A 25086-nucleotide genomic window follows, 5' to 3' on the forward strand; every position below is an offset into this window, starting at 1 on the left:
CCCCGGGTGCCGACCCGGCGTTCAGGTGAAGACCACCACGCTGCGCAGCACGTCACCGGCGCGCATCGAGGTGAACGCCCCCTCCACATCGGTCAGGCCGATGCGTTCGGTGACGAAGTGGTCCAGTGGCAGCCGGCCCTGCAGGTGCAGGCCGACCAACGGGTCGAAGTCGCGGGACGGGAGGCAGTCGCCGTACCAACTCGTGCGGTAGGTGCCGTTGCGCAGGAACGTGTCCAGCAGCGGCATCTCCAGTCTCATCGACGAGTCCGGGCGGGCGACCAGGACGAACGTGCCGCCGAGCGCCCGGGCGTAGAACGCCTGCTTCCACGTCTCGGGCGTGCCCGCGGCGTCGATCACCACGTCCGCGCCGAGGCCGTCGGTCAGGTCGCGGATCGCGGTGACGACGTCCGGTGTGCGAACGGCGTCGATCACGTCCGTCGCGCCCAGCGCCCGCGCGTGGCCCAGCTTCCGCTCGTCCAGGTCCACCGCGATGATCGTGGTGGCGCCGGCCAGTTTGGCGCCCGCGACGGCCGCGCACCCCACACCGCCCACCCCGATGACGGCCACGGTGTCGCCCGTCGCCACGCCGCCGGTGTTCATCGCCGCCCCCAGGCCGGACATGACGCCGCACCCCAGCAGCGCGACGACGGCCGGGTCGGCCTTCGGGGACACCGGTGTGCACTGGCCCGCGTGCACCAGGGTCAGCTCCGCGAACGCGCCGATGCCCAGCGCGGGCTGCAACGGCGTGCCGTCGGTGAGCGTCATCGGCGTGCTCGCCGTGTAGTCGTCCACACAGGACTCGGCGCGGCCGCGGCGGCACGCTCGGCAGCGGCCGCAGACGGCGCGCCAGTTCAGCACCACGAAGTCGCCGGGTGCGACGTTGTCCACGCCGGCGCCGACCTGTTCCACGATGCCGGACGCCTCGTGCCCCAGCAGGTACGGGAAGGCGTCGCCGATCACGCCGTCGCGGTAGTGCAGGTCTGTGTGGCAGACACCGGACGCCAGCACCCGGACCGTGGCCTCGCCGGGGCCGGGGTCGGGCACGACGATCTCGCGGAGTGCGACCGGCTCGCCCCGGCGCAGGGCGAGAACCGCCTTGACGATCTTGGACATGGTCCGGGCCTCCGCGTCGACCGGTTTCGGGCGGCCACAGGATAGGCCACCGGTAGCCGCTATCGGGAATTCCTATGGGCCCGTGCCGGCCGCCCTGTCGGAGGATCGCCGCGTTGGTGCTTTCGGGGCAACAGCCATTGGGAACAGCGGTGTTCTCCCAGCCAGGGGTGCGTGGCAGCATGAACGAGTCCTGGGGGACTGCGCCGCGAGGCGGATCTGGAGAAAAATGAGCACCCTGCCCAAGGTCGCGTCCGGCATCACCGCGTTCGCGGTGTTCGCCACGACCGTCAGCTTCGTCATCTCCATGGCGGGCTCGTCGATGAAGTCCACCGTGCAGGTGCTGTTCCTGCCGATCGCGGGCGACTTCGACGTCAGCCGCGGCACGCTCGCGATCGGCACGACGCTGTTCGCCGTCGTGACGGCGCTCGCCTCGTCCGCGGTGGGGCACCTGGCCGACCGGATCGGCGCGGTGCCGGTGCTGGCGATCGGCGCGGGCATCACCGGCGTGGTGCTCGTGGTCTGCGCGCTGGCCACCGACATCCGGGTGTTCGTCCCGACCTACGGCATCCTCGGCGCGATCGGCTGCACGATGCTGTCGTTCGTGCCGCTGGGCGTGCTGGCCGACCAGCTGTTCCAGGGCCGCAACGCCGGCTTCCTGTACGCGGTGCTGACCAACGGCGCGGCGGTCGGCTTCATGGTGCTGGTGCCGCTGTGGACGTTCCTGGGCGCGGTCACGTCGTGGCGGCAGATCCTGCTGGGCGTCGGCGTGGTGTTCCTGGTGGTGATGCTGCCGCTGTCGTTGCTGCTGGTGCGCTACTCCAACCGCAACTCCGCCCCGCCCGCGCCCGCCGAGCACGGCTTCTGGGCGGGCATCCGGATCGCGTTCGCGGACAAGCGGGTGCGCGGCCTGATCCTGCCGTTCGTCGCGTGCGGCACCACGATGGCGTTCATCGACGTCCACCTCTTCCCGCACATGCACGACCACGGCGTGGCGCCGGTGACCAGCTCGGTGGCGTTCGTGCTGCTGGGTGGGCTGGAGATCGTCGGCTCGCTCGTGGCGGGTCGGTTGTGCGACAAGGGCCTGATCCGGGCGACGCTGATCGGTGGCTACGCGCTGCGGGCCACGGCGATGATGATCGCGCCGTTCTTCGCCGCCGAGTTCACCGTGCTGGTGTTCGGCGCGCTGTTCGGCGCCAGCTACCTGATCACGGTGGTCGCCACCACGATGTGGATCGCGAAGATCCTGCCGCGCGGCCGCAAGGGCACCGCGATCGGCGTGCTGTGGGCGCTGCACATGGTCGCCGTCGCGGCCAGCAGCCAGCTCGGCGCCGTCCTCGCCGACGCCGCGCACGGCTACCTGCCGGTGATCCTCGTCAGCGTGGCGCTCACCCTCGGCGCGATCGTCCTGGTGGCGATGCAACCCGATCCGAACAGAGCGCCTGCCTGAGCGGTGCCGCCCTGAGCGGTGCCGCCCTGAGCGGTGCCGCGGGAAGCGGATGCGGACCGGCGTGCCGTCCTGCTCCCCGTTGCGAGCAACGCGCCCACGCCGTCGCCGAACGAGCCGAACAGCGGCGGGTGGCGGTGTCGGACAACCGCGCGGTCGGGCCGGACGGCCCGTCGGGGACGTGATCTCCTCCCGGTCGTCGCTGCCGGGCAGCCGCCGCGTCGGCCCGCGGTCGCGGTGGGCGATGTGCTGGTCGAGCACCGTCCGCGGGTGGGCTCCGTCGATGACGAGCAGCCGGTCGGCGACTTCTCACCCGACGGTTCCGACGAGCGGCTCGGGTGGGTGTGGTGTGAACGACCGATGCGGCCCGTTCGCCACCCGGATAGTTTGCCGGTCGCGAGGTCGAGGTCGGTTGTCGACCGACGACCCTGTCCGGCTTCGCACCGACGACCCCGCCGTCACGGGCGACGGCGTGCCCGTCCCGGCCTCGGACCGGGTGGTGCGTGCGTTCGGGGTCGTGGCAGCCGGGCAGACGAGAGGGAGCCGGAATGACCGGGGACAACGAGCCCGAGGTGGTCGCCGAGCTGGACCGCCTCGATGCGGCGGTCAGAGCAGCGCCCGCGGGAGACACGACGGCGCAGGTCGCGCTGTGGCGGCAGGTGACCGCGTTGGAGCACTGGTTCTTCATCGCGCGGGGCTCGGCCGACCGACCCCGTCCCTATGCCGTGGCCGCCGGGCAGGGGCCGATGATCTGCCTCTACAGCAGCGTCGCACGGGCGAACGAGGCCGCCCGCACCCTCGGACTGGTCGACCCGCGGAGTGGCTCGGCGCCGTTGTTCAGCGTGCCGATGCCGGCTGCGGTCGACTACGTCGCCTCGTTCGGCCAGACCGGCGTCTTCGGTGTGACGCTGGACCACCCGCGGCTCGGTCACTACATCCCGTTGGCGAACCTGGGTCTGCTCAAGAGCTGGGTCGGAGGAACCGGGCGGTGAGCCGTGCCGACCCGGGTGACGGCTTCGTCGAGGTGGTCGCGCGCGAGGTGTGAGGCCGACTCCGGCAACCCGGCGTTGCGCGAGGACTTCACCACGCTGCTGCCGGAGCAGGACCCCGACCGCGCCGCCACCGAACCGAAGGCGCTCGGCGGTGGTCCGGCGCGGGTCCGCCTGCTGCGCGCCCGGCTGATGGCGGCGCGGTTGCGAACCTCGAACGCGCCGCGGGTCGACGAGAGCACGCCCCCGGCCGCGTCGCCCGCACCGACGGTGCGGTCCGGGGGAAGCGAGCCGACACCGGTTCCGACCCCTCGCTCTGCGGTGACGACCTGGCCGAGCTGGACTGGATCGGCTCGGGGAGCCGCGCCACCGGGTGATCCGCGGGCAGTCCCGGCGCGGGTGCGCTCAACCGGCCCCGGCGGCACCGAGGAAGGTCAGCACGGCGAGGACGCGGCGGTTGCTGTTGTCGTCCGAGGTGATGCCGAGCTTCGTGAAGATCGAGGTGGTGTACTTGCTGATCGACCCCTCGCTCAGGAACAGGCGTTGGCCGATGGCCGAGTTCGACAGGCCTTCGGCCATCAGCGCGATGATCTCGCGTTCACGGCCGGTGAGCCCGTCCAGCGGCGAGGTGGAGCCCGCGTTCAGGATCTTCGCGACGACCGCCGGGTCGAGGGAGGTGCCGCCGGCGCCGACGCGTTCCACTGCCTCGATGAACTGCTCGGCTTCGAAGACCCGGTCCTTCAGGAGGTAGCCGACGCCGCCCCTGCCGTCGGCGAGGAGTTCGCGCGCGTAGAGCTGCTCGATGTGCTGGGACAGCACGAGCACGGACAGGCCCGGCCGCGCGCGCCGTGCCTCCAGCGCTGCCTGGAGGCCGTCGTCGGTGTAGGTGGGGGGCATCCTGACGTCGATGACGGCCACGTCCGGCCGGTGCTCGGCCAGGGCGCGCAACGTCGCCTCCTTGTCCCCGACGGCGGCCACCACCTCGTGGCCGTAGGCTTCGAGCAGCCGGACCAGCCCGTCCCGCAACAGGTACAGGTCCTCCGCTACGACGATCCGCACGGCACCTCCACGGTGACGCGCGTGGGCCCGCCGGCGGGGCTGTCGACGTGCAGGGTGCCGCCGAAGGCGCCGAGCCGGCTCCCGACACCGGCCAGACCGGACCCGGCACGGCGGTCGGCTCCACCCCGTCCGTCGTCCGAGACGGTGACGGCGACACCCGTGCGCGTGCGGTCGACGGTGATCTCGATGGCCGATCCCCCCGAGTGCTTGACGGCGTTGGTGACGAGTTCCGCGGTCGCGAAGTACAGCGCGGACTCGACCGGAGTCTCCAGCCGGTGGTCGAGGGTGGAGCGCACCGCGGTCCGGATCGGCGCGTCGACGGCGAGCGCCCGGACCGCGTCGACGAGACCGCGCTCCAGGAGCACCGGTGGGACGATGCCGTGCACGAGCTCGCGGAGTTCCCGGAGCGCCGCCAGGGAGGTCTCGCGAGCCTGCCGCAACAACACCTTGGTCCTGGTCGGGTCGGTGTCGACCAGCCGTTCGGCGGCACCGAGCGAGAGGCCGATGGCGACGAGCCGCGCCTGGGCGCCGTCGTGGAGGTTGCGCTCGATCCGGTGCAGCTCGGCCTCCTGCGCACGCGTCAGGTCGGCCCGTCCCTGGACCAGGGTCGCGATCCTGGCGCCGAGCAGTGCGACCGCGGGCGGCCCGAGGAGGTGTCGCGCCACCGGCCCGGCGACCCGCCAGGCCACGGGCAGCAGGGCGATCCCGGCGCCGACCGCCGCCGACGCGGCGGTCACCACGAGCGGCTCCGGCGTCGGCGGGAGCAGCCCGGGCTCCGCGAGGCCGAGGGCCCCTGCCGTGATCAGCACCAGTGGCGTCGCCGACACGGCGCCGACGGTGACCGGGCCGATCAGCACCCAGAGCATGTCCCGCCACGCCGCGGGGTCCAGCGTTCGCCTGAAGAGCCACCGGTGGCACACCGAGATCCACCGGTAGGGCTGGTAGTCGTACCCGTTCCACCAGTGGCCCGTCGCCATTCGGGTCACCGGGACGAGTGGTCGGTACGCGGCGGGGAGGTCGACGCCGGTCCAGCGGGTGACCGCGTGCCTCGTGGCGGCGCACACCGGACGGGCGAGCAGCACCAGGTGCAGGACGACCAGCGGGAACACGCAGGCGAGAGCGGCGGGCACGCTGTCGAACAGGCGGGCGAGGACCAGGCCCGCGACGCCCCAGGCGACCGGCGCGGACGCGGTCAGCGCGACGAGTGCCAGCGAACGCGTGAACCCCTCGGCGAGGGATCGCGCCACGGGGGTGATTCCGCTGCCGGCACGGGACATGCCCGCATGTTCTCGGTTGGCGCGGCCGCGTGCAACCGCCGTGCTCAAGAGTGGGTCCAGCCCCACTCCACGTCGGGGGTCAGACGCATTTCAGCGGCGTTGCGGGCCGCATAGCCTCGTCGAAACGACACGTGAGCACGAGCGAAGAAGGATTGAATGGTTTTCGGCAACTTCTCCTTCAGCGGCGACAGCGCAGTGGCGAATCCGATGGAATTCGTCACGGCCGTCGCCCCGGCCATTCCGGGATGCTCGTCGCGGTTCCGGTCCGCCCGGGTCGGGCCGACGGGACGTGCTGCCCGGTGAGACCACGACTCGACGTCGGCCGCACCACGCGCCCGGCACGCATCTTCCACATCGACAACCTCCGCGTCTTCCTGACGCTCCTGGTGGTCGTGCACCACTCCGCGGTTCCCTACAGCAACCTCGACGCCTGGCCCAACCGGCAACAGCCTGATCCGTCGTCCGGGGCGTGGCCGTTGGACCTGCTGCTCATAGCCAACCAGACGTTCTTCATGGGCTTCTTCTTCTTGTTGTCCGGGTATTTCGCACCCGGCGCGGTCGACCGGAGGGGACCGGGCGGGTTCGCGGTCGAGCGCCTGAAGCGGCTCGGGATTCCCTTCCTCGGGTTCGTCGTGCTGCTGCGCCCGTTCTTCATCCTGCCGACCTACCTCGACCTGCCGGCCGCGACCCGGCCCTCTTTCGCGGTCCACTACCTCACCACCTGGGAGGTGGGGCCCGCCTGGTTCCTCGAAGTGCTGCTGATCTTCTCGCTCGCGTACGCGTTGTCACGGCACCTGCGCGCGACCGCGGCGCCGGTGCGGTCACGACCGTTGCGGCGGCGGGACCTGCTCGCCTTCACGCTCGTCCTCGCCGTCGCCACCTACGCGTGGCGGATCCTCGTCCCCCTCGGCACCGGTGAGCCGGTGCTCGGACTGCCGAGCCCCGCCTACGTGCCGCAGTACGTGCTGCTCTTCGCCGTCGGCGTCGCGGCGTACCGCCGCCGCTGGTTCGAGTCGCTTCCGCGGAGGTCGGGCCGGTTCGGCGCGCTCCTCGTGGTGGTGTCGTTCGTGCCGTTGGCGCTGGGCGGCTACCGGGGCTTCGGGGTGTCCGGTGCCCTGGCCGGTCACGACCCCGCCCACCTGGCTCTGGCCCTGTGGGAATCGCTGTTCGCGATCGGCGTCGTCCTGATCCTGCTCCGCGGGTTCGAGCGTCACGTCGCCGGTACGTCGCGCTTCAGCCGCTACCTCGCCGACAACGCCTTCGCCGTCTACCTCGTGCACGCGCCGGTCATCGTCGGAGTCGTGGCGGTGCTGCGACCACTCGACACGGCACCCGTGCCGAACTTCCTGCTGACCCTGGCGCTCGCCGCCGTCGCGAGCTGGGCGATCTCAGGCGCTCTGCGCCGTGTGCCCGCCGTGCGGGCGGTGGTGTAGGTGGCTCCGGGGTGTGCCGCTCGTGAAGTGATCGCCGCCGGTGGAGCGGAAGGGTGCTCGACCACGGGCCGCGTGGTCGGTGTCCACCACCTCGACCCGGCGGGCGGGAGGTGCGCCGCATCCCGCCCGCCGCGATCCTTCGTCAGGCCGTGGCGCAGGTGACGGTGGGAGTGTCGTTGGTGCCGGTGTGGGCGCCGATGAAGCCGAACGCGGTGGTGCCGTCGACGGTGATCCTGCCGTTGTAGGGGGCGTTGCGCACGGTCATCTCCTGGCCGTCGGCGGTCAGCACGCCGTTCCACAGGCTGCGCACGGTCTGCCCCTGGGCGAAGGTCCACCTGACCGTCCAGCCGCTGGTGGCGGTGGCGCCGGTGTTGCGGACGGTGACCTCGGCCTGGTAGCCGCCGTGCCACTGGCCGGTCACCCGGTAGGTCGCGGTGCAGCCGCTGCCGGTGTTGCCGGTCGTGGTCGTAGTGGTGGTGGTCGTGGTGCCGCCGAGGGCTTCGTGCACAGCCCAGTAGGAGGGCTTCTTGGCGAAGTTCTCGTCGTAGATCAGGGCCGCGCCCTCGCCGGGGAACACCGAGGGGATCCAGGAGTAGCCGTCGGAGAAGTCCCACACCGTGATGCCGACGCAGCGGGCCACGGCCAGGCAGGCGTTGGTGACGGTGCGGTAGTCGGCGGCCTGCTGGGCGTCCTTGGTCGCGTCGCGCGGGGTCCGCATGCGGATGTCGAGCTCGGTGATGGCGACGTCCACGCCGAGGTCGGCGAAGCGCTGGATGTTCTGCCGGAGGGTGCTGGGCACCTGGCCGAGGATGAGGTGGGCTTGGAGGCCGACGCCGTCGATGGGGATGCCCTGTTGCTTGAACGACTTCACGAGGTTGTAGACGGCATCGCTCTTGGCGCCGATGCCCTCGATGTTGTAGTCGTTGTAGTAGAGCTTGGCGTCGGGGTCGGCGGCGCGGGCGGCCTTGAAGGCCTCGGCGATGTAGCTGTCGCCGATCTTCTGCTGGAACACCGACTGGCGGCGCGTGCCGTCCTCCTCGAACGCCTCGTTGACCACGTCCCAGTGCACGACCTCGCCCTGGTAGTGGCCGGCGACGTTGGCGACGTGGTCGCGCATCACGCCGAGCAGTTCACCGGCGGGCACGGTGTCGATCCAGCCGGGGAGCTGGTTGTGCCACACGAGGGTGTGCCCGCGCACGATCTGGTCGTGGGCTTGGGCGAATGCGACGATCTTGTCGGCCTGGGTGTAGTCGAACTGCCCGCGGTTGGGTTCGGTGTACATCCACTTCTGGGTGTTGCCGACGGTGATCTGGTTGAACTCGCTGCCCAGCACGGCGGTGTAGGGGGCGTTGTCCAGGGTCGGGTTGTCGGTGGCGGAGCCGAAGTAGCGGCCCTGGGCGGCGGCGAGCTGTCCGAGGGTGGGGCCGGCGTCCGCCGAGGACGGCGCGGCGACCGCCATGCCGACGGCGAGCGTGCCCATGACGGCGACCGTCGTCGCGGCGAGGACGCGACGTGCGCGGCCTGCTGGTGCTGGCATTGTGCCTTCTCCTGACATCGGTGTCGGAATCGGACGCACGGGTGTCCCCGGTCGGACGTGCGTCGACCGGGGGCTGATGGGCTGGTCTTTCCGACGGTGCCCGCGCCTCTGATCGCCTCGTCCCCACTACCTCCCCGTGGATCGGGACCCGGCCGTACCCGCCGCGTTCCGTCGTGGCGCGCCGCGGTGTGACGTCGTCGGATGAACGGGGGACAGGGCACGCGCTCCAGGAGGGCGCACCGCCGGGTCTCGTCGCACAGGTGCTCCCGACGCGTCGTCAACGGGGTGCCACTGCGGCGGGCGTCCACCGGCGGTAGAAACTTTCGAAACTAAAGCCGATCTATTTCGGCCGGCACGCCAATGTAGCCAGGCTCCGTTCGACCCGTCAACGCGCCCGCGCGCTAAATATCGGGGGAATGCCTTTAGCTTCACCACCTTCTCCCCGGAATGGTGTGGGCGGGGCCGCGACCCCGTCCTGTGGGCACGGGTGACGGGACTGTCGCGGTGGGCCGGCCACCGGTGTCGATCGCCGGTAGACGTGTGGCCTTTCGCGAGAACGCAGGTCTCCTCGGGCACGGGGGATCGGGGCCGTGCGACAGGGATGCGCCGTGTCCGACGAACCACTCGCAGCGCGTCGCCACCAGGCCGACGTGCGAGGTCGTCCCGATGAACCCGTGGCTGCTCGCGTTGCGCCGAAAGCGGCCGCGCCAGGACTTGCGGGCCAGTAGTCTGCCCGGGAATCCACCGCTCACCCTGCACGACGCGTCGGGGGACGTCACCACCACCGCAGGGACACCGAGTGGCTACAAGGGGGGACACCTTGTCCGTTGGCACTGCCGCACGTCCACGTGCGGTTCGTAGACGTGCGCTGAGAACCGCCGTGGCGGTCGTCCTGGCGTTCGCGACCACCTTCAGCGGGACGGCCGCCTGGGCGCAGGAGACCGAAGCCCCGACCGTCACCGACACACCCACCGAGACCACGACGACCGCTCCCGCCGTCGAGACGCCGACCACGACCGCGCCGACCACGACCGCGCCGCCCGAGGTCGCGCAGCCGGAGGTCGCGCAGCCGGAGAGCCCGGTCGACACCACGGCGGGTGCCGCGCCCGAAGCCTCGACCGGGAGCCCGGCGGCGGGGCCGGAGCAGCACCACCGGTCGGTCGACCGACCGGCCCCGGCGCCGCAGCGCGCCGCCGGGCAGGCCGCCGAGGCGGACCTGAGGATCACCGCGGTGTTCGACCGCGCGGAGTACTCGCCGGAGTCCGACCTCCCGATCACGGTCACGGTCGACAACGTCGGCGACGAGGTGGCCACGGAGACCACGTTCGTGGTCTTCGACGGCAACGTCTGGCTGAACAGGGGCTGGGAGCAGATCTCCGGGCGCTACACCCTGGCACCCGGCGAGCGGATGGTGGTGAACCTCGTCGCCCGGCCGAGGGACAGCCGGGCCGATCACGCGGTGTTCAACATCCGCGTCTTCCGGGCGGAAGGCACGATCCCGGACCCGACACCGGCCGACAACGAGGCCATCGCCCGGGCGAACGTCGTGCAGGAGCGGGGCGCGGCCTCCGGCGTCGTGTACACCGACGCCGACGGCAACGGCCGCGCCGACGCAGGCGAGGGCGTGTCGGGCCTGGAGTTCTTCGCCAACGGCGGCTCGCCGTACACCTCGCTGAGCGCGGTGACCGACGGCGAAGGGCGGATCTCGTTCACCGACGTGCCGACCGGCCGCTACCGCATCCACATCCGCGACACGAGGTTCGTGGTCAAGCCCGGGTTCGGCGAGTTCACCGTCGAGCGCGGCGCCACCGCGAACCTGGCGATCCCCACCGCCGCCCCGGTCTCCGACGTGCTCACCGCCCGGCTCGAACTCGACGAGGACACCTACGGACGCGATGACCAGGTCAACGTGGAGATCACGCTGACCAACTCCGGCGCCGTGCCGCTGACCGGTGTCGTCGCGACCTGCAACCACTCGGGCGAGCCCCACGTGCTCGACGGCAGGGGTCCCGGCTGGGCGCCGCTCGTGTTCGACGGACCGGGCACGACCGTCGGCGCGGGCGAGACGAAGGTCCTGGTCATCCCGGACGTCGTCCCGCGGCGCGCGTACGAGCTCGGCGTCCTCCACGCCGAGTGCAACTTCGGCGACCACGGCGACCACGAGGACGGCTACGTCGGCTCGTCCGACAGCGCGGAGGTCGTCGGCGCGCGCGGCGGTGCCGAGGGGACGCTGCACCACTACTCGGGGCAGGGCCCGGAAACCCCGCTGGCCGGGGTCCGGTTGCTCGCGCTCGACGGGCTGGGCAGGCCGATCGCCGGGGCGCGCTCCGGTGACGACGGCACCTGGCGGTTCGATGACCTGCCCGCGGGCAACCACGACGTCCTCGTCCTCGGCCCGTACCGAAGCCGCTACGGCGGCGGGTTCGGCGTCCAGGTCGACGGCGGGCACGTGTCGTCCTACTCCTTCTCCGTGGTCGACGGCCCGGTCGTGGTCGAGCCGCTGCCCAAGCCGGACGTGCGGGTGACCGCGTCGTTCGACAAGCCGTCCTACGACATCAACGAGCAGGCGAAGGTCGTCGTCAAGGTGGTCAACGTCGGCAACGCGTCGGCGTCGGCGCGGTTCGTGCCCGAGTGGGGCGAGGACAGGCTGAACTACGACAACAACCAGTGGGGCGACCTGAGCCCGTGGAGCGGCGCCCACCTCGAACCGGGCGCGGAGCGCGACATCACCCTGGTCGGCACCATGATCTGGGTGCGGGGCGGGGTGGTGCGGCTGAAGGGGGTGATCGAGACCGCCGACGACGCCGATCCGTCCGACAACGTCATCGACGTCAGTGCCGCGGTGACCCACCGGACCGGGGACGCGGTGGTGGTCGTGTACGGCGACCGCGACCTGGACGGCGTGTTCGACGACGGCGAGGAGCTGCCGCGCATCCGGATCACCTTCGAGGGCGGCACGCCGCGCAAGTGGGTCGTCGGCGAGACCGGGGCCGACGGTCGGTTCCTGCTGGACGACGCCCCCGCGGGTACCTACGAGGTCTACACGTGGGACGACAACACCGGTTGGGTGGTCCGCAAACAGCCCGACCTGGTCGTGACGGCCGGTCAGGAGACCACCGTCGTCTACCGCATGGTGCGTCCGCTGTCGGACGAGTTGCACGCGTCCGGTGCGTTCGACCGCGAAACCTACGGCGTCGACGACCGGGTGCGGCTCACGATCACCCTGTCGAACTCCGGTGACGCCCCGATCATGGCCAAGGCGTTCTGCGGCAGCGCCGAACTGCCGGCGCTCCACAGCGGACCCGCCTGGGGGCCGCTCGCCCAGGACGGGGCCGGCGTCGAGATCGCGCCGGGTGAGACGCGCACGTTCACCATCCAGGAGACCGTGCCCGAGTGGGCCGACGACTACGGCATGTTCGGCGTCTGGTGCGACTTCGGCCCGGATCACGCCGGCGGACTGCCGTCGATCTCGGACCTGGCCCGGGTGCCGGGAGCGGTGTGGACGGTGTCCGGTCGCGCGCTCGCCGGCACCGGCACCGACCCGGCGGGCATCCCCGGCGTGAAGCTGGTCCTGCTCGACTTCCTCACCGGGCAGCCGGTGGCGCGGACGGTGACCGGCGCCGACGGCGGTTTCACGTTCACGGACCTGCCGGTCGGGTACTACACGCCGGTCCTGGTCGGGCCGTGGAAGTTCAACACGAACTGGGGACCGTACGCGTACTTCAAGGTGATCCGGGGGCATGAAGGGCCGGTGAACCTGCACTTCGACGCCGGTCCCGAGGTCACCGACCCGGATGTCGTCGCGCCCACGAGCCCCGGTCGGCCCGCTCCCGTTCCGACCGACCCCGGCCGGCCCGGTCCCGACCAACCCGGTTCCCAGGCCGGCCCCGGTCCGTCCGGTGGCGGCACGGCCGCCGGCGGCGATCTCGCCGACACCGGCACGAGCGTGATCGGTCTCGGACTGCTGGGCCTGCTCGCCGTGGCGCTCGGCGTCGGCGCCCGGGTGGTCGGACGCCGACGCACCGCGTGACATCGTTCGGCACCAGGTGGCCCGGGGTCTGTCGATCCCGGGCCACCGCCTTTCGCACCGCCACAGCCCTCCGCAGGCGCGGAAGTCGGCATCGCGAAGTCCGCGGGTCCTCCCGCAGCGGCATCCCCGCGGTCCGGCGGTCATCCGCGCGGTGGAAGTGATCAGCCGTCTCGTCGAAGGCGAGCGCCGCGTTCCGCGTGAACGTCGCCGAGAACCGACTCGTCCCATCCGGACCTCCGCGACCGGTGCGGACGAGTGGCACGGGAAGGGCTGTGGCTGCTCTGCTCCGAACTGGAGGACCCTTGCGGTCGGGCCGTCCGCGCCGTCCTGGAACGCATCGACGAGGTGTCCGACAGGCTCACCGCCTCGGACGCGCGACCACCGGCCCGGTCGGATCGGGAGAATCCCGGTTGCGTGAACGTATTGCCCCGGCGGTTCGTGGCGCGGTGTCGCGCGGCCGGCCACCACGGTGGTTCCGATTGTGGTGCCGCTCGATCCGGTCGGGGATGTCGACCACACACACCCCGCCGCGTCGACGCGACGACCGCTTGAGCACCGTCGTCCGGGTGCAGAGGGGCCTGCGCATGGTGGACGAACTGCGCCGACGGCTTCCGGCGGCACACGCCGGTTCCGCCGGGCCGGGCGCCTCCGGATCGACGGAGCCGATGCCGCCCGTGTCGACCCGGGCACCGGTCGGCCGGCCGGTCGGTGCCTGACCGCGACGGGCGAAGTCGGTGTGCGCTAAAGGTATTCGCGCTATTTTTAGCAATCGATCGCGCGCTCGATCGACCGCCCGCTTGCCCGTACGAAACTTTTTCGTTACGTCTTGACCGACGGTGCGTGATCCTTCACAGTCGAATGAACGCGACGGATGTCCCTGGCGGTCATCTCGCAAACCCACTGCACCCCTTTGCGCAGAGGAGAAGCGAAAGCCGGATTGTTAGCGCTAACAAAGTTGGTCTGAGCGCCTGAACCACGCGGAGACCGCCCGCACACCCCCGTCCCGTCGCCCCACCTCGACGAAGAGGAGTACGCCCATGGCCGGATCAGGCCAACACCCGCCCACCACCGTTCCGCGAGCCCGCAAGCGCCGCAGCCTGATCGGTGCCGCCATCGCCGTCGTGACCGTGCTGCTCGGCGGCGTGGTAGCCGCGATCGGCGCGGCGCCCGCGTCGGCGGCGACCGTCGACACGACGGCCTGGTACGTGCTGGTGAACCGGAACAGCGGCAAGGCGCTCGACGTCTACAACCTGGCCACGAGCGACGGCGCGCGGATCACGCAGTGGGCCCGCAACGACGGCAACCAGCAGCAGTGGCAGTTCGTCGACTCCGGCGGCGGCTACTACCGGCTCAAGTCGCGCCACTCCGGCAAGGTGCTCGACGTCCACAACTTCTCCACCGCGGACGGCGGCGGCATCGTGCAGTGGGCCGACGGCAACGGCACCAACCAGCAGTTCCGCCTCGCCGACTCCGACGGCGGCCACGTGCGGCTGATCAACCGCAACAGCAACAAGGCCGTCGAGGTGCAGGGCGCCTCCACGGCGGACGGCGCGAACGTCGTGCAGTACAGCGACTGGGGCGGCGCCAACCAGCAGTGGCAGCTCGTCCGCGTCGGCGGCGGCGGTCCGACGACCACCACGACCACCCAGCCGGGCGGCGGGTGCTCCCTCCCGTCGACGTACCGCTGGACCTCGACGGGCTCGCTGGCGAACCCGAGGCAGGGGTGGGTCTCGCTCAAGGACTTCACCTACGTGCCGTACAACGGCAAGCACCTGGTCTACGCGACGACGCACGACACGGGGACGTCCTGGGGCTCGATGAACTTCACCCCGTTCACGAACTGGTCCGAGATGGGCTCGGCGAGCCAGAACGCGATGAACTCCGGCACCGTCGCACCCACCCTGATCTACTTCGCCCCGAAGAACGTCTGGGTGCTCGCCTACCAGTGGGGCGGGACGGCGTTCACCTACCGGACGTCGAGCGATCCCACCAACCCGAACGGGTGGTCGTCGCCGCAGGTGCTCTCCACGGCGAGCATCACCGGCTCCGGCACGGGACCCATCGACCAGACGCTCATCGGCGACGGCCAGAACATGTACCTGTTCTTCGCCGGTGACAACGGCAAGATCTACCGCCAGGTCATGCCGATCGGCAACTTCCCGGCCAGCTTCGGCTCGTCCTACACGACCATCATGAGCGACACGACGAACAACCTGTTCGAGGCGCCCGAGGTCTACAAGGTCCAGGGCCGGAACCAGTACCTGATGATCGTCGAGGCCATCGGCGCGAACGGGCGCTACTTCCGCTCGTTCACGTCCAGCAGCCTGAGCGGTTCGTGGACGCCGCAGGCCGCCACCGAGGGCAACCCCTTCGCCGGCAAGGCCAACAGCGGCGCGACCTGGACCAACGACATCAGCCACGGCGATCTCATCCGCACCAACCCCGACCAGACCAAGACCATCGACCCCTGCAACCTGCAACTGCTCTACCAGGGTCGCAGCCCCAACTCGGGCGGCGACTACGGCAAGCTCCCCTACCGGCCGGGTCTGCTGACGCTGCAACGCTGACCACCCGACGCGGCTCCATCCCGACCGGGCCGGCGCCCCCACCCCTCGACAGGGGTGGGGGCGCCGGCCCGCGAGGTGCCCGAACCGGCCGCGAACCGGCTCGGGCTCCCGCTTCGCGGAGGCTCCTACTTCGTGGCGCACAGCGCCTTGTCGAAGAAGGTGAGGACCTCGGCCCGGCCGGCTTCGTCGTTCGTCACGGCGACGGTGACCGCCCGGCCGTCGGGGGTGATCGCGGCGCGGGTCTGGAAGCCGTCGGCGTCGCCGCCGTGGCCGTATGCCGTGATTCCGCAGCTGAGCTTCATCTCGATGGTGCCCAGGCCGTAGCGCCACCCCTCGGGGAAGCCGGGCGCGGCCACCGTCCGACGCATCTCCGCGAGCCCACCGGGCTTGAGCAGCCGACCGTCCTGCAGGGCGACCAGGAACTTGTTCACGTCGCTCGGGGTGGCGATCATCTTCCCCGCGGCACCGGCGATCGACGGGTCGAACCGGGTGATGTCGATCAGCTCGCCGGCGATGATCTCGCCCTTGTCGTCCTTGGGCGGCAGGTAACCCCGCGGGTGCGGGGCGCGGATGTCGCGGTCGCCGGGCCCCGGGTAGTACGTCTCCCGCAGCCCGATCCGGTTGATGATCCGGTCCGTGACCACCTCGGCGAACGGCCGTCCCGCCACCTGCTGCGCCACCAGGCCCAGCAGCACGTACCCGGCGTTGCTGTACGACCACGTCCTCTCCTGGCCCGGGGCGAACGTCGGTGCTTGCGTCAACGCCGCGTCCAACAGCTCCCGGGCGTCGAAGTAGCGGTCCTTGATCGGCAGGATGCCCTTCGGCATGAGGGGCATCGCGCTGGTCATCCCGCTGGTGTGGTTCAGCAGCTGCCTGATGGTGATGTTCCGGCCGTCGACCGTCGCACCGTCACCGGTGCCCCGCACCACGCCCGGCAGGAACTTCTCCACCGGGTCGTCCAACGCGATCCTGCCGTCGTCGACCAGTTGCAGGATCGCCACCGCGGTGAACATCTTGGTGTTGCTGGCGATCCGCACGTAACCGTCCGACGGCACCTTCGACCTCGTCCGGATGTCGCCCACCCCGGCGGTGTAGTTCGTCACCCTCCCCTCGCGGTTGCGCACCGACATCAACGCCCCGGGCAGCGACCCGTCGCGGACCAGCTCCTCCAGGCCCGCCTGGAGCGTCTTGTCGTGGACCGGCCTCGACCGCTCCTCCGACGCGCCCGCCGACGCCACCTGCGTCACCGCGAGACCGGCGACCGCTACCGCCGCCATCGCCGCGGCGACCACACCACGACGCCGGCGCGCGGTGCCCGGGCGGGTTCCGGCCGGGTGACTGAGACCATTCGACAAGGGGCACTCTCCAAAGTGGGCGGTTCTCACTGACACGCACAGTCTTGCCGCGGCTCCGGTGCCGCACGATCCCCCGCACTGCACAACCGGGGTACAGCCAGCACTACCTCCGCCGGGTCCCCCCGACCCCGCGAGGCGACCTCGCGGGGTCGGGGGGCGTCCGCCGGCCGTGCCTCAGTTCGCGCACAGCGCGGCGTCGACGAGTGCGCCCCGGTCCGCGGCGGTGGACCCGTCGTTCACCGACCCGTTGAGCGAGGTGACGACGAGGGTCGTCGCGCGGCCGTCGTCGGTGGCCGCGTTGAGGGTCGAGTAGCCCGGGATGTCACCGCCGTGGCCCCACGCCACCCCTCCGCAGCTCAACGGCATCCTGAACACGCCGAGCCCGTAGCCCTGGCCGGAGCCCGGGGCCGTCGGGATGGTGGTGCGCATCTGGGCCGACTGTGCCGGCGCGAGCAACTTCCCGTCCAGCAGCGCGCGCAGGAAGGTGTTGAGGTCGCCCGGCGTGGAGACGATGTGGCCGGCGGCCCAACCCCAACCCGGGTCCATCCTGGTGAAGTCGACCAGCTCGCCGGTCGCCGGGTCGCGCTGGTACCCCTTCGGGTGCCGGCCGCGGATGTCCTGCTCGCCGACCCCGGGCGCGTACGTGTCGCGCAGACCGATCCGCTGGATCACCCGCGTGGTGACCAGTTCGTCGAACGGGCGACCGGTGACCCGCTGGGCGAGCAGGCCGGCCAGGACGTAGTTCGTGTTGCTGTAGGACCACCCCGTGCCGGCGGGCCTGCCGTCCTCCCTGGCGTTCGCCAGGTCGAGCAGTCCACGGGGGTCGAGGTAGACGTGCCGGTACGGGAAGTAGTCCCCGATGCCCGTGAACATCGAGTCGGTGTAGTCGGGCAGGCCGCTGTCGTGCTGGAGCAGTCGGCGGACCGTGATCCGGTCGGCGTCCACGCCCTTGGCCCGGACCAGGCCCGGGAGGTACGTCCCGATGGGCGCGTCGAGCTCCACCCTGCCCTCGCCGACGAGCTGGAGCACGACGACGGCGGCGAACATCTTGCTCGCGCTGCCGATCCGCACCCTGCCGTTCACCGGCACCCCGCCGCCGGTCCGCAGGTCGCCGACCCCGGCCGTGTAGTGGCGGGTCCGGCCGTGCCGGTCCCGGACGGCGGCCAGCGCCCCGGGGTGCCGGTCGGCGCCGACGAGCTTGTCGATGCGCTGCTGGACGGCATCGCGGCGGGGCTCGGCCGAGGAGGTCGGGACCGGGCCGGTGAGCGCGAGACCGCCCGCCGCGGCGACCACCGCCGCCGTCATGGCGACCGCGCGGCGACCTCGCGAGGAGGGCGGTCGGCCCTGTCGGGAAGAAGGTGTGGACGAGTGGGAAGGAGGTGTGGACAAGGCGGACGACTCCCGGGTTCCGTGGACGTGGGTCCTGCGAGGACGGACCGCCCGAGTCTGTTCAGCCTCGCCCCGGTGGACAATCCAGCCTGCTGGACGACCGGGGTGGCGGTGGCACCCCCGGGCCGCTCCCGTCCGGGCTGGTGGGCCGCGCCGGGCAGGGGGTTCGCGCCCGGTGCGGGGGCGTGTCGATCGGATAGGGTCGCGACGGGGGAGGTGGCATGACACGGGGGCGGCAGCGCCTGCGGGGGGCGATCGACGTCGTCGCGCGCCTGGTCGGCGGTTTCGGCACGGCGCTGCTCGCGACGGCCGTCCTCGTCTGGCTCGGTGTGGTCGCGCTGCTCGGCTGCGTCGGTGTCGGCGTCCCCCTGGTGCCCTCGGCCCTGCGCGCGCTGAGGGCGGCCGCGAACCGGGAACGGGCCCGGCTCGACGTGCTCGACCCCGGCCCGGTGCCGCACCGGGTGCGGGCCGCGCTGCGCGATGCGACCGTGCGACGTGAGCTGGCCTGGCTGCCGCTGCACGCCACGGCCGGCCTGGCGACCGGGTTCATCGGGCTCGCGATGCCCGCCACGGCGCTGCAGAACACGACGTACCCGCTCTGGTACCACCTGCTGCCACCCGAGGACAACACCCCCAGTCCCATCCCCTGGGCCGTCACCGACCTCACCGGCGCGCTGGCCGTGGGACTGACCGGCGTGCTCTGCGCCGCCGTCGTCATCGGGCTCGGACCGGCGCTCGTCCGGGCGCAGGAGTGGCCGGGCCGGCACCTGCTGGTGCCTCCCGCGGGCGCCGACCTCTCGCTGCGGGTCGCCGAGCTGACCGCCACCCGCGCCGCCGCTCTCGACGCGCACGCCGCCGAGCTGCGCCGCATCGAGCGGTCGCTGCACGACGGCACGCAGAACCGGCTGGTCGCGGTGACCGTGCTGCTCGGCGCCGCCCGGCGGGCCGTGGACCGGGACCCGGCCGCGGCCGGCGCCGTGCTGGACCGGGCCCAGGACGCCGCCGAGCAGGCGCTCGCCGAGCTGCGCGAGGTGGTTCGCGGCATCCTGCCCCCGGTACTGGCCGACCGCGGGCTCGCCGGCGCCCTGACCGGTCTCGCGAGCAGTTGCGGCGTGCCCTGCGAGGTGGTGGTGGACGTGCCGGGCCGGTGCGCCGCCTCGGTCGAGGCCACCGCGTACTTCGTGGTGGCCGAGGCCCTCTCCAACGTGGCCAAGCACAGCGGCGCCGCGAGCGCCGTGGTGGAGGTGGGCCGGGCGGGGGACCGGCTGCTGCTGCGGATCGGCGACGACGGCCGGGGTGGCGCGGACGAGCGCGGCGGGTCGGGCCTGTCGGGCATCCGCCGGCGGGTCGAGGCGTACGACGGGCGCCTCACCCTGGACAGCCCGCCCGGCGGGCCGACGACGATGCGAGTGGAGCTGCCGTGCGGATCGTGATCGCGGAGGACGACCCGCTGCTGCGCGAGGGGGTGGCGCTGCTGCTGCGCGCCGAGTCGCTCGACGTGGTGGCCACCACGGACACGCCGGGATCGTTCCTGGCCGCGGTGGCCGAGCACGAGCCGGACGTGGCCATCGTCGACGTGCGGATGCCGCCCACCCACACCGACGAGGGGATCGTGGCGGCCGTCGAGGCGCGCCGCCGCCTGCCCGGTCTCGCGGTGCTCGTGCTCTCGGCGTACGTGGAGCAGGCGTTCGCCACCGAGCTGCTGGCCGCCGGCGCGAACCGGCTCGGCTACCTGTTGAAGGAGCGGGTGGGGCGGGTGGACGAGTTCCTGGGCGCGCTGCACCGGGTGGCGGCCGGCGGCACCGCCGTGGACCCCGAGGTGGTGGGCCAACTGCTGGCCCGCAACCCGCGGACCAGCGCGCTCGGCCGGTTGAGCCCTCGGGAACGGGACGTGCTCGCGCTCATGGCCGAAGGGCTCGGCAACGCCGCCATCGCCGAGCGGCTCGTCGTCACCGAGGGAGGGGTGCACAAGCACATCCGCAGCATCTTCGCGAAGCTCGACCTGGCACCCGACGACCGGGCCGACCGGCGCGTCACCGCGGTCCTGCGCTACCTGGAGGGCACCGGGTCGAGGTAGCGAGGCCGTCTTCGCGGTCGGCACGGCCGGAACCTCGTGGAGCGTGCCGGCCCTCGGGGTCGTGCCACGACCCGTACCTGCATCGATGACACGCGCGGCAGAATTTTCTCGCCGCTGATCGACACGAGGCGACCACTGGGCGATACGCGGCCGACATGCCTTGGAATGCGGCATCTCACGTCGTTGCCCGACGCAAAATCCGCGCCGTGTCGGAAGACCTCGTCGAACTGCTCGTGCCGTACCGCCTGTGGGAGTTGGTCAGGCCGAAGTTGCCCGAGTGGAGGCAGAGGCGGCAGGGTGGCGGCACCAAGCCCAAGGATGACCGGGCGTCGCTGGCCGCGGTGATCTTCGTGCTGATCTCGGACTGCCCATGGCGTGAACTGCCGCCCGCGTTCGGGGTCTCGCGAGCCACCGCCCACCGCAGGTTCGCCGCGTGGACGGCGGCGGGGGTGTGGGATGCGCTGGAAGACCTCGAGGTGCCCGAGGACGGCTGGGACCTGGAGTGCGAGTGGCTCCACAAGGTGCGCCGTGCCGCCCGGCGCCGGCTCGGGGTGGTGGTGGACGTCGAATGGGCAGTGGAACGGTTCGGTTCGACTTGTCACTGCACCGTGGGGTGATCACATGAGACAACGCCGTTGATGATCACATTGGACCCGTCGGGAATCCGCGTCGACGGTCCCGGCCAGGAGTGGATCAACGGATTCAGGGAGGTTGCCCGTGGGCGGCGACAAGACCGACGACGACTGAACACCTCGGGCAACGCCCGGCGAGAGGTCGGGCGTTGCCTATTTCAGGTCCAGGCGGACGCCGAAGCGGTGGCGGGCGGGGACGTCGTGGGCGGTCACGGTGACCTGAACGCGACCCGTGTCGTTGGGCTTGACGGTCATGTCGTAGCCGCGGTCATCAGGCGTGAAGCCGATGGGCGCGGCGTACGTGTCCTCGTTCTTGGGAAGAATGATCACGTAGCGGACTTCGTCGGCGGGACGGGCGAAGCGCAGGAAGTAGTCATCCGGTTCTCTTTTGCGCATCAGAGGTTCGCACATGCCGGGCCAGTCGAGGTCGATCACGAGCCGCAGTTCGTCCCCGGCTTTCACGGGGGAAGCGAGGTGGGCGATCACCTCCAGCCTACCGTCGGCCAGCCACGTCTGCGTGGTGTCGCAACGAGGACCAGGTGCGGCCGCGCCCGTCAGGGTGCGGACCCGGCAGGTCACCTTGGTCCGCTGCCTCTCGGGCTGGTCCCAGGCCGGGCCGAACCGGAAGCGGAAGAAGTACGCCTCCTCAATCTCGACCCGAGCGCGGACGGTGACCGTTTCCACGGCGCCGCCCTTGTCGTCGATCACCGTGATGTCGTCCCAGTTCAGGTAGTGCAGCGGTCCACCGATCGCGCGTTGGATGAGGTCGCAGTACCGCGCTGTCAGCCGCCTGTCCCGGAGGTGGTCGGTCTCGCCGCGTCGGCGGTTGGCGACGAGCGTCGCGAACGTGGCGAGCACGCCGCCGACCGCCACCACCACGGCCGCCGCCTTGACCGCCGGGCCGCCGAAGACAGCGCTGAGCACCGCGCCGAAGGACAGCACCGCCAGCGTTGCCTCGACCAGCCCGATCAGGCCGACGCGCAGCACCTGCGCCTCGAACCACCCCACCAGTCCCCGCACGTGACACCCCTCCCGCGCCCGCGACACGGCGCGGGATCGCCGCGCTGAATTCGGAGGCACCGCAGATCGTCCATTGGTGGGCGCGACACGTCCATGCACGCGTTGCATGGAGTTCATGCGATTTCGTCGAGTGGTGGACTCGTCCGGACACGAGTCGTGGGAACCGCACGGGTGTCGAAAGCCGGCGCGGACGCGGAGCGCGCCTCCGACTGCTTCTTTCCGCCGATGCACCACCGCGGCGGTGGTGGCGTCCTCTTTCGTGAAGGCCTCCTTCCGCAGGGCCGCCGTCGCCACGATCACCGCGTCGCCCGGCAGCAACCGGCCACTCGTCGACTCCTGTCCGGTCGGACCGCGAGCGCCTGCGGCGTCACCGGTCGGCGTCGCGACGAGCGCAGGACGGGCGCACACGTGTTCGACGGCCGTAGCGGTCATCGGGGTCGGCACGATCGGCGCTACGGTGCTTCGACGACGACCACGGGAGAGACGATGACCCAGACCGGCGGGAACACGGTCGCACCACGCGATCTCGGCACGGGGTTGTGGGTCGGCAGCACCGATGCGCGGGTGGTCCGGGCGGCCGCCGGTGGCGGGTTCGACTGGGCGTGCGTCGACGAGCAGCACGGGGGCGCCGCCGGTGGGCGGGAGAACACGGACCTGATCGCCGCCGTGCGCGCGGCGGGCGTCCCGGCCTTCGTCCGCGTCGCCTGGAACCGGCCCGAGCTCATCGGCAGGGCCCTCGACAGCGGCGCCGACGGGGTCGTCGTCCCGATGGTCGACAGCGTCGAGCAGGCGCGGGCGGCCGCCGCGGCGACGCGGTTCGCGCCGCGGGGCACCCGCAGCTTCGGGCCGATCCGGTCCGTCGACGGGGTGGCGACCCCGGTGCCGGAACAGGCGAACGCGGACGTCCTGTGCCTGGTGATGGTCGAAACGGTCCGCGGCCTCGACGCGGTCGACGACATCGCGGCCGTGGACGGCGTGGACGGCGTCTTCATCGGCCCGTTCGACCTGTCGCTGGCCCTGGGCCTGGACGTGGCCGGGTTGCTGGCGGACGACGGCGAGGACGGCCCCCTCCGACGGGTGGTCCGCGCCTGCCGTGCCCGCGGTCTCGTGGCGGGCGCGTACGCGGGATCACCGGAACGCGTCGCCCGGCTCCGGGCGGCGGGCTTCACCATGATCGCCGCGGTCGACGACCTGGCGATGATCGCGCGGAGCGCGGGCGAAGCCGCCGCCGCGGCGAAGGCGCGCTGACCACCGAGGTGCGCGGCCTGTCCCGGTCATCGGCGGCCGGTGGCGAGGATGACGAGGAACTGGCCGCCGCCCGCCTCGACGTCGGCGGTCACCGGCAGCCCCGGCACCAGTCGGGAGAACCGGTCCACGAGCCACTCCGCCGCTTCCCGGGCGTCCCGCTCGGTCGGGCAGCGGGCCACCATCTCGCGGCCCCCCTTGCGCTCCAGCCTCCCGGCGACGGTGATCAGCGGCGCGGGCTCGGCCACGTGCAGGCGGTCCGGCCAGGCGATGACCACCTTGACCGCGCCCTTGCGGGTGTTGCACCCGCGGTGCGCGAGCCGCTCGGCGACCTTGGCCTTCCGGTCGGCGGTCCGGCTGTCGACGCTGGGCCCCCGCGGGTCGTTCACCGACATGTCGGGGTCGACCGGTTCGTCGCACACCCAGCACCGCCAGCCGTCGCGCTCGGCCACGTCATCGAGGAGGCTCATCCGGGCAAACTAGCCTGCCCGCCGTCGCCCCGCGCACGCGCCCGGACGAGCACCGCGGGAGGGGCGTGCCCCGGCCGGCACGGGTGCGCGTCGACACCGGTGGACGGCGACCGCCCCCGCGTCGAAGATCGTCGGCATGACCAGCAGTCCCCGTCGACGCGCCGGTCCGGTGCCCCTGCTGTCCGCCGGTCACGCGTGCGTGGACGTCTACCAGGGCTCGATCGCCGCGCTGGTGCCGTTCTTCGTGGCCGAACGGGCCTACCCGTACGCGGCGGCGGCGGGTCTGGTGCTGGCCGCGTCACTGCTGTCCTCCGTGGCGCAACCGCTCTTCGGCGTGCTCACCGACCGCTGGGCGATGCCCTGGCTGCTGCCGGTGAGCACCCTGGCGGGAGGTGTCGGCGTGGCGCTGTGCGGCCTCACCGACCAGTACGCGCCCACCCTGGTGGTCGTGGCCTTCTCGGGCCTCGGGGTGGCCGCCTACCACCCCGAGGCGGCCCGCGTCGCCCGGATCGCCGGCCGGGGCAGCCACACGTCGATGGGCTGGTTCAGCCTCGGGGGCAACCTCGGGTTCGCCACCTCGCCGCTGCTGGTCTCCGCGGTGGTCGCCACGGGCGGTCTCGCCGCGTCACCGCTGCTGGTCCTGCCCGCCGTCGCCGGGGCGCTCCTCTCGACCGCCGCCCTGCGGTCGATGAAGCGGCGGACGCCACCGGGCGCGGGTGCGTCCCGGGTCTCCCCGGGACGTGACGACTGGGCGTCGTTCGCGCGGCTGTCCGGCGCGATCGCGTGCCGATCCGTGGTCTTCGTCGGCCTGGGCACGTTCCTCGCCCTCTACGCCCCCGAGCGGGTCGGCGGCGGCGCCGCCGTCGGTGCCGCCGCCCTGTTCGTCCTGTACCTGGGCGGAGCGGTCGGCACCGTCGCGGGCGGCAGGCTGGCCACCCGGTTCGGCCGGCTCCGCGTCGTGCGCTGGTCCTACGCCCTGACCGCGCCGGCCGTCGCCGGGATCGTGTTCGTCCCCGGGCCGGCGCTCTTCGTGTTCGCGGCCGCCACCTCGATCGGTCTCTCCGTGCCGTTCTCGCTGCACATCACCCTCGGCCAGGACTACCTGCCGCGTCGCCCCGGCACGGCGAGCGGGGTGACCCTCGGCCTCGCGGTGAGCGTCGGCGGTGTCGCCGGTCCGCTGATCGGTGCCCTCGCCGACAGCACCTCCCTGCACACCGCCCTGACCCCGCTGATCGCGCTGCCCGGCCTGGGCCGGCTCGTCCTCCGCCCGCTGCGCGAACCCGCCCGGCCGGAGGACCGGGCCGGGCCGGTCGAGGGCTGATCAGCCGGTGTGCGTGCCGGGGGTCGGCAGGGTGACCGGGCCGGTTCGCGCCTCCCGCCGACAGCGGTCGTTGGGCACCGGTCGACAGGGACCAACGACCGCTGCCCGGAGAGCCTCGGCTGCCTAGC

At 72.1% G+C, this 25086-nt stretch carries 19 protein-coding genes; 10 read left to right on the forward strand and 9 right to left on the reverse strand.

Features of this window, described 5'->3' with window-relative positions; all coding sequences use genetic code 11:
* Window positions 1-21: 21 nt before the first annotated feature.
* Window positions 22-1113 carry an S-(hydroxymethyl)mycothiol dehydrogenase gene (locus J2S66_RS00920; RefSeq protein WP_310302464.1) on the reverse strand — a complete coding sequence of 364 codons (1092 nt, stop codon included), beginning with the start codon at window positions 1111-1113 and terminating at the stop codon, window positions 22-24.
* A 226-nt stretch (window positions 1114-1339) separates the two neighbouring features.
* Here J2S66_RS00920 and J2S66_RS00925 point away from each other — a divergent pair, with 226 nt between their 5' ends.
* Complete coding sequence (locus J2S66_RS00925; protein WP_310302466.1) at window positions 1340-2560, forward strand: MFS transporter; 1221 nt, start codon at window positions 1340-1342, stop codon at window positions 2558-2560.
* Between the two features lie 545 nt (window positions 2561-3105).
* The gene (locus J2S66_RS00930; RefSeq protein WP_310302469.1) at window positions 3106-3549 is read left to right on the forward strand and encodes a hypothetical protein; all 444 of its coding nucleotides are present in this window, start codon (window positions 3106-3108) and stop codon (window positions 3547-3549) included.
* Window positions 3550-3951: 402 nt separating this feature from the next.
* Here the strand turns inward: J2S66_RS00930 and J2S66_RS00935 are convergent, their stop codons facing one another.
* From J2S66_RS00935 to J2S66_RS00945, 3 genes are all read right to left on the reverse strand, one after another.
* A complete protein-coding gene (locus J2S66_RS00935; RefSeq protein ID WP_310302472.1) occupies window positions 3952-4605 on the reverse strand; it encodes a response regulator transcription factor in 654 nt (217 codons plus the stop codon).
* On the reverse strand, window positions 4590-5852 hold the full coding sequence (locus tag J2S66_RS00940; protein ID WP_310302475.1) for a sensor histidine kinase: 1263 nt from the start codon (window positions 5850-5852) through the stop codon (window positions 4590-4592). The genes J2S66_RS00935 and J2S66_RS00940 overlap by 16 nt, the downstream gene beginning before the upstream one ends.
* Before the next feature lie 74 nt (window positions 5853-5926).
* Window positions 5927-6121 (reverse strand): hypothetical protein, encoded by a 195-nt coding sequence (locus J2S66_RS00945; protein WP_310302478.1) that lies wholly within the window; start codon window positions 6119-6121, stop codon window positions 5927-5929.
* Window positions 6122-6181: 60 nt separating this feature from the next.
* On the opposite strand from J2S66_RS00945, the gene J2S66_RS00950 reads away from it, so the two are divergent.
* Window positions 6182-7315: an acyltransferase family protein gene (locus J2S66_RS00950; RefSeq protein WP_310302481.1), complete on the forward strand. Its 1134-nt coding sequence runs from the start codon at window positions 6182-6184 to the stop codon at window positions 7313-7315.
* Between the two features lie 142 nt (window positions 7316-7457).
* Here J2S66_RS00950 and J2S66_RS00955 read toward each other — a convergent pair whose 3' ends face one another.
* Window positions 7458-8852, reverse strand: a complete 1395-nt coding sequence (locus tag J2S66_RS00955; protein WP_310302484.1) for a glycoside hydrolase family 10 protein — start codon at window positions 8850-8852, stop codon at window positions 7458-7460.
* A gap of 880 nt (window positions 8853-9732) precedes the next feature.
* On the opposite strand from J2S66_RS00955, the gene J2S66_RS00960 reads away from it, so the two are divergent.
* Entirely contained in the window at window positions 9733-12882 is a 3150-nt protein-coding gene (locus J2S66_RS00960) for a hypothetical protein (protein WP_310302487.1), read from the forward strand.
* Between the two features lie 1037 nt (window positions 12883-13919).
* Window positions 13920-15449 carry a non-reducing end alpha-L-arabinofuranosidase family hydrolase gene (locus tag J2S66_RS00965; protein WP_310302490.1) on the forward strand — a complete coding sequence of 510 codons (1530 nt, stop codon included), beginning with the start codon at window positions 13920-13922 and terminating at the stop codon, window positions 15447-15449.
* A 125-nt stretch (window positions 15450-15574) separates the two neighbouring features.
* Here the strand turns inward: J2S66_RS00965 and J2S66_RS00970 are convergent, their stop codons facing one another.
* The gene (locus tag J2S66_RS00970; RefSeq protein ID WP_310302493.1) at window positions 15575-16726 is read right to left on the reverse strand and encodes a serine hydrolase domain-containing protein; all 1152 of its coding nucleotides are present in this window, start codon (window positions 16724-16726) and stop codon (window positions 15575-15577) included.
* 252 nt (window positions 16727-16978) lie between these two features.
* On the reverse strand, window positions 16979-18109 hold the full coding sequence (locus J2S66_RS00975; protein WP_310302496.1) for a serine hydrolase domain-containing protein: 1131 nt from the start codon (window positions 18107-18109) through the stop codon (window positions 16979-16981).
* 305 nt (window positions 18110-18414) lie between these two features.
* Between J2S66_RS00975 and J2S66_RS00980 the strand changes: the two genes are divergently transcribed.
* The 3 genes from J2S66_RS00980 (at window position 18415) to J2S66_RS00990 (ending at window position 20887) form a co-directional block, all read left to right on the forward strand.
* Window positions 18415-19626 carry a sensor histidine kinase gene (locus J2S66_RS00980; protein ID WP_310302501.1) on the forward strand — a complete coding sequence of 404 codons (1212 nt, stop codon included), beginning with the start codon at window positions 18415-18417 and terminating at the stop codon, window positions 19624-19626.
* On the forward strand, window positions 19614-20270 hold the full coding sequence (locus J2S66_RS00985) for a response regulator transcription factor (RefSeq protein ID WP_310302503.1): 657 nt from the start codon (window positions 19614-19616) through the stop codon (window positions 20268-20270). The genes J2S66_RS00980 and J2S66_RS00985 overlap by 13 nt, the downstream gene beginning before the upstream one ends.
* Window positions 20271-20476: 206 nt before the next feature.
* On the forward strand, window positions 20477-20887 hold the full coding sequence (locus J2S66_RS00990) for a transposase (protein ID WP_310302506.1): 411 nt from the start codon (window positions 20477-20479) through the stop codon (window positions 20885-20887).
* Window positions 20888-21055: 168 nt separating this feature from the next.
* On the opposite strand, the gene J2S66_RS00995 is transcribed toward J2S66_RS00990, so the two are convergent.
* A complete protein-coding gene (locus J2S66_RS00995; protein ID WP_310302509.1) occupies window positions 21056-22354 on the reverse strand; it encodes a hypothetical protein in 1299 nt (432 codons plus the stop codon).
* A 54-nt stretch (window positions 22355-22408) separates the two neighbouring features.
* Between J2S66_RS00995 and J2S66_RS01000 the strand changes: the two genes are divergently transcribed.
* Window positions 22409-23170: an HpcH/HpaI aldolase family protein gene (locus J2S66_RS01000; protein WP_310302512.1), complete on the forward strand. Its 762-nt coding sequence runs from the start codon at window positions 22409-22411 to the stop codon at window positions 23168-23170.
* Between the two features lie 26 nt (window positions 23171-23196).
* Here J2S66_RS01000 and J2S66_RS01005 read toward each other — a convergent pair whose 3' ends face one another.
* On the reverse strand, window positions 23197-23637 hold the full coding sequence (locus J2S66_RS01005) for a hypothetical protein (protein ID WP_306749501.1): 441 nt from the start codon (window positions 23635-23637) through the stop codon (window positions 23197-23199).
* A 136-nt stretch (window positions 23638-23773) separates the two neighbouring features.
* On the opposite strand from J2S66_RS01005, the gene J2S66_RS01010 reads away from it, so the two are divergent.
* Complete coding sequence (locus tag J2S66_RS01010) at window positions 23774-24958, forward strand: MFS transporter (RefSeq protein WP_310302517.1); 1185 nt, start codon at window positions 23774-23776, stop codon at window positions 24956-24958.
* Window positions 24959-25086: the final 128 nt, after the last annotated feature.

The organism is Saccharothrix longispora, from assembly GCF_031455225.1.
In the GTDB taxonomy this organism is placed as follows: domain Bacteria; phylum Actinomycetota; class Actinomycetes; order Mycobacteriales; family Pseudonocardiaceae; genus Actinosynnema; species Actinosynnema longispora.

Excerpts from the sequence above, each read along its gene's own strand:
- J2S66_RS00965 (WP_310302490.1), top strand. The coding sequence starts at position 13,920 with ATGGCCGGATCAGGCCAACACCCGCCCACCACCGTTCCGCGAGCCCGC.
- J2S66_RS00955 (WP_310302484.1), bottom strand. The coding sequence starts at position 8,852 with ATGCCAGCACCAGCAGGCCGCGCACGTCGCGTCCTCGCCGCGACGACG.
- J2S66_RS00980 (WP_310302501.1), top strand. The coding sequence starts at position 18,415 with ATGACACGGGGGCGGCAGCGCCTGCGGGGGGCGATCGACGTCGTCGCG.
- J2S66_RS00930 (WP_310302469.1), top strand. The coding sequence starts at position 3,106 with ATGACCGGGGACAACGAGCCCGAGGTGGTCGCCGAGCTGGACCGCCTC.
- J2S66_RS00920 (WP_310302464.1), bottom strand. The coding sequence starts at position 1,113 with ATGTCCAAGATCGTCAAGGCGGTTCTCGCCCTGCGCCGGGGCGAGCCG.
- J2S66_RS01005 (WP_306749501.1), bottom strand. The coding sequence starts at position 23,637 with ATGAGCCTCCTCGATGACGTGGCCGAGCGCGACGGCTGGCGGTGCTGG.
- J2S66_RS00970 (WP_310302493.1), bottom strand. The coding sequence starts at position 16,726 with ATGGCGGCGGTAGCGGTCGCCGGTCTCGCGGTGACGCAGGTGGCGTCG.
- J2S66_RS00995 (WP_310302509.1), bottom strand. The coding sequence starts at position 22,354 with ATGACCGCTACGGCCGTCGAACACGTGTGCGCCCGTCCTGCGCTCGTC.
- J2S66_RS00975 (WP_310302496.1), bottom strand. The coding sequence starts at position 18,109 with ATGACGGCGGCGGTGGTCGCCGCGGCGGGCGGTCTCGCGCTCACCGGC.
- J2S66_RS01010 (WP_310302517.1), top strand. The coding sequence starts at position 23,774 with ATGACCAGCAGTCCCCGTCGACGCGCCGGTCCGGTGCCCCTGCTGTCC.
- J2S66_RS01000 (WP_310302512.1), top strand. The coding sequence starts at position 22,409 with ATGACCCAGACCGGCGGGAACACGGTCGCACCACGCGATCTCGGCACG.
- J2S66_RS00945 (WP_310302478.1), bottom strand. The coding sequence starts at position 6,121 with ATGGCCGGGGCGACGGCCGTGACGAATTCCATCGGATTCGCCACTGCG.
- J2S66_RS00925 (WP_310302466.1), top strand. The coding sequence starts at position 1,340 with ATGAGCACCCTGCCCAAGGTCGCGTCCGGCATCACCGCGTTCGCGGTG.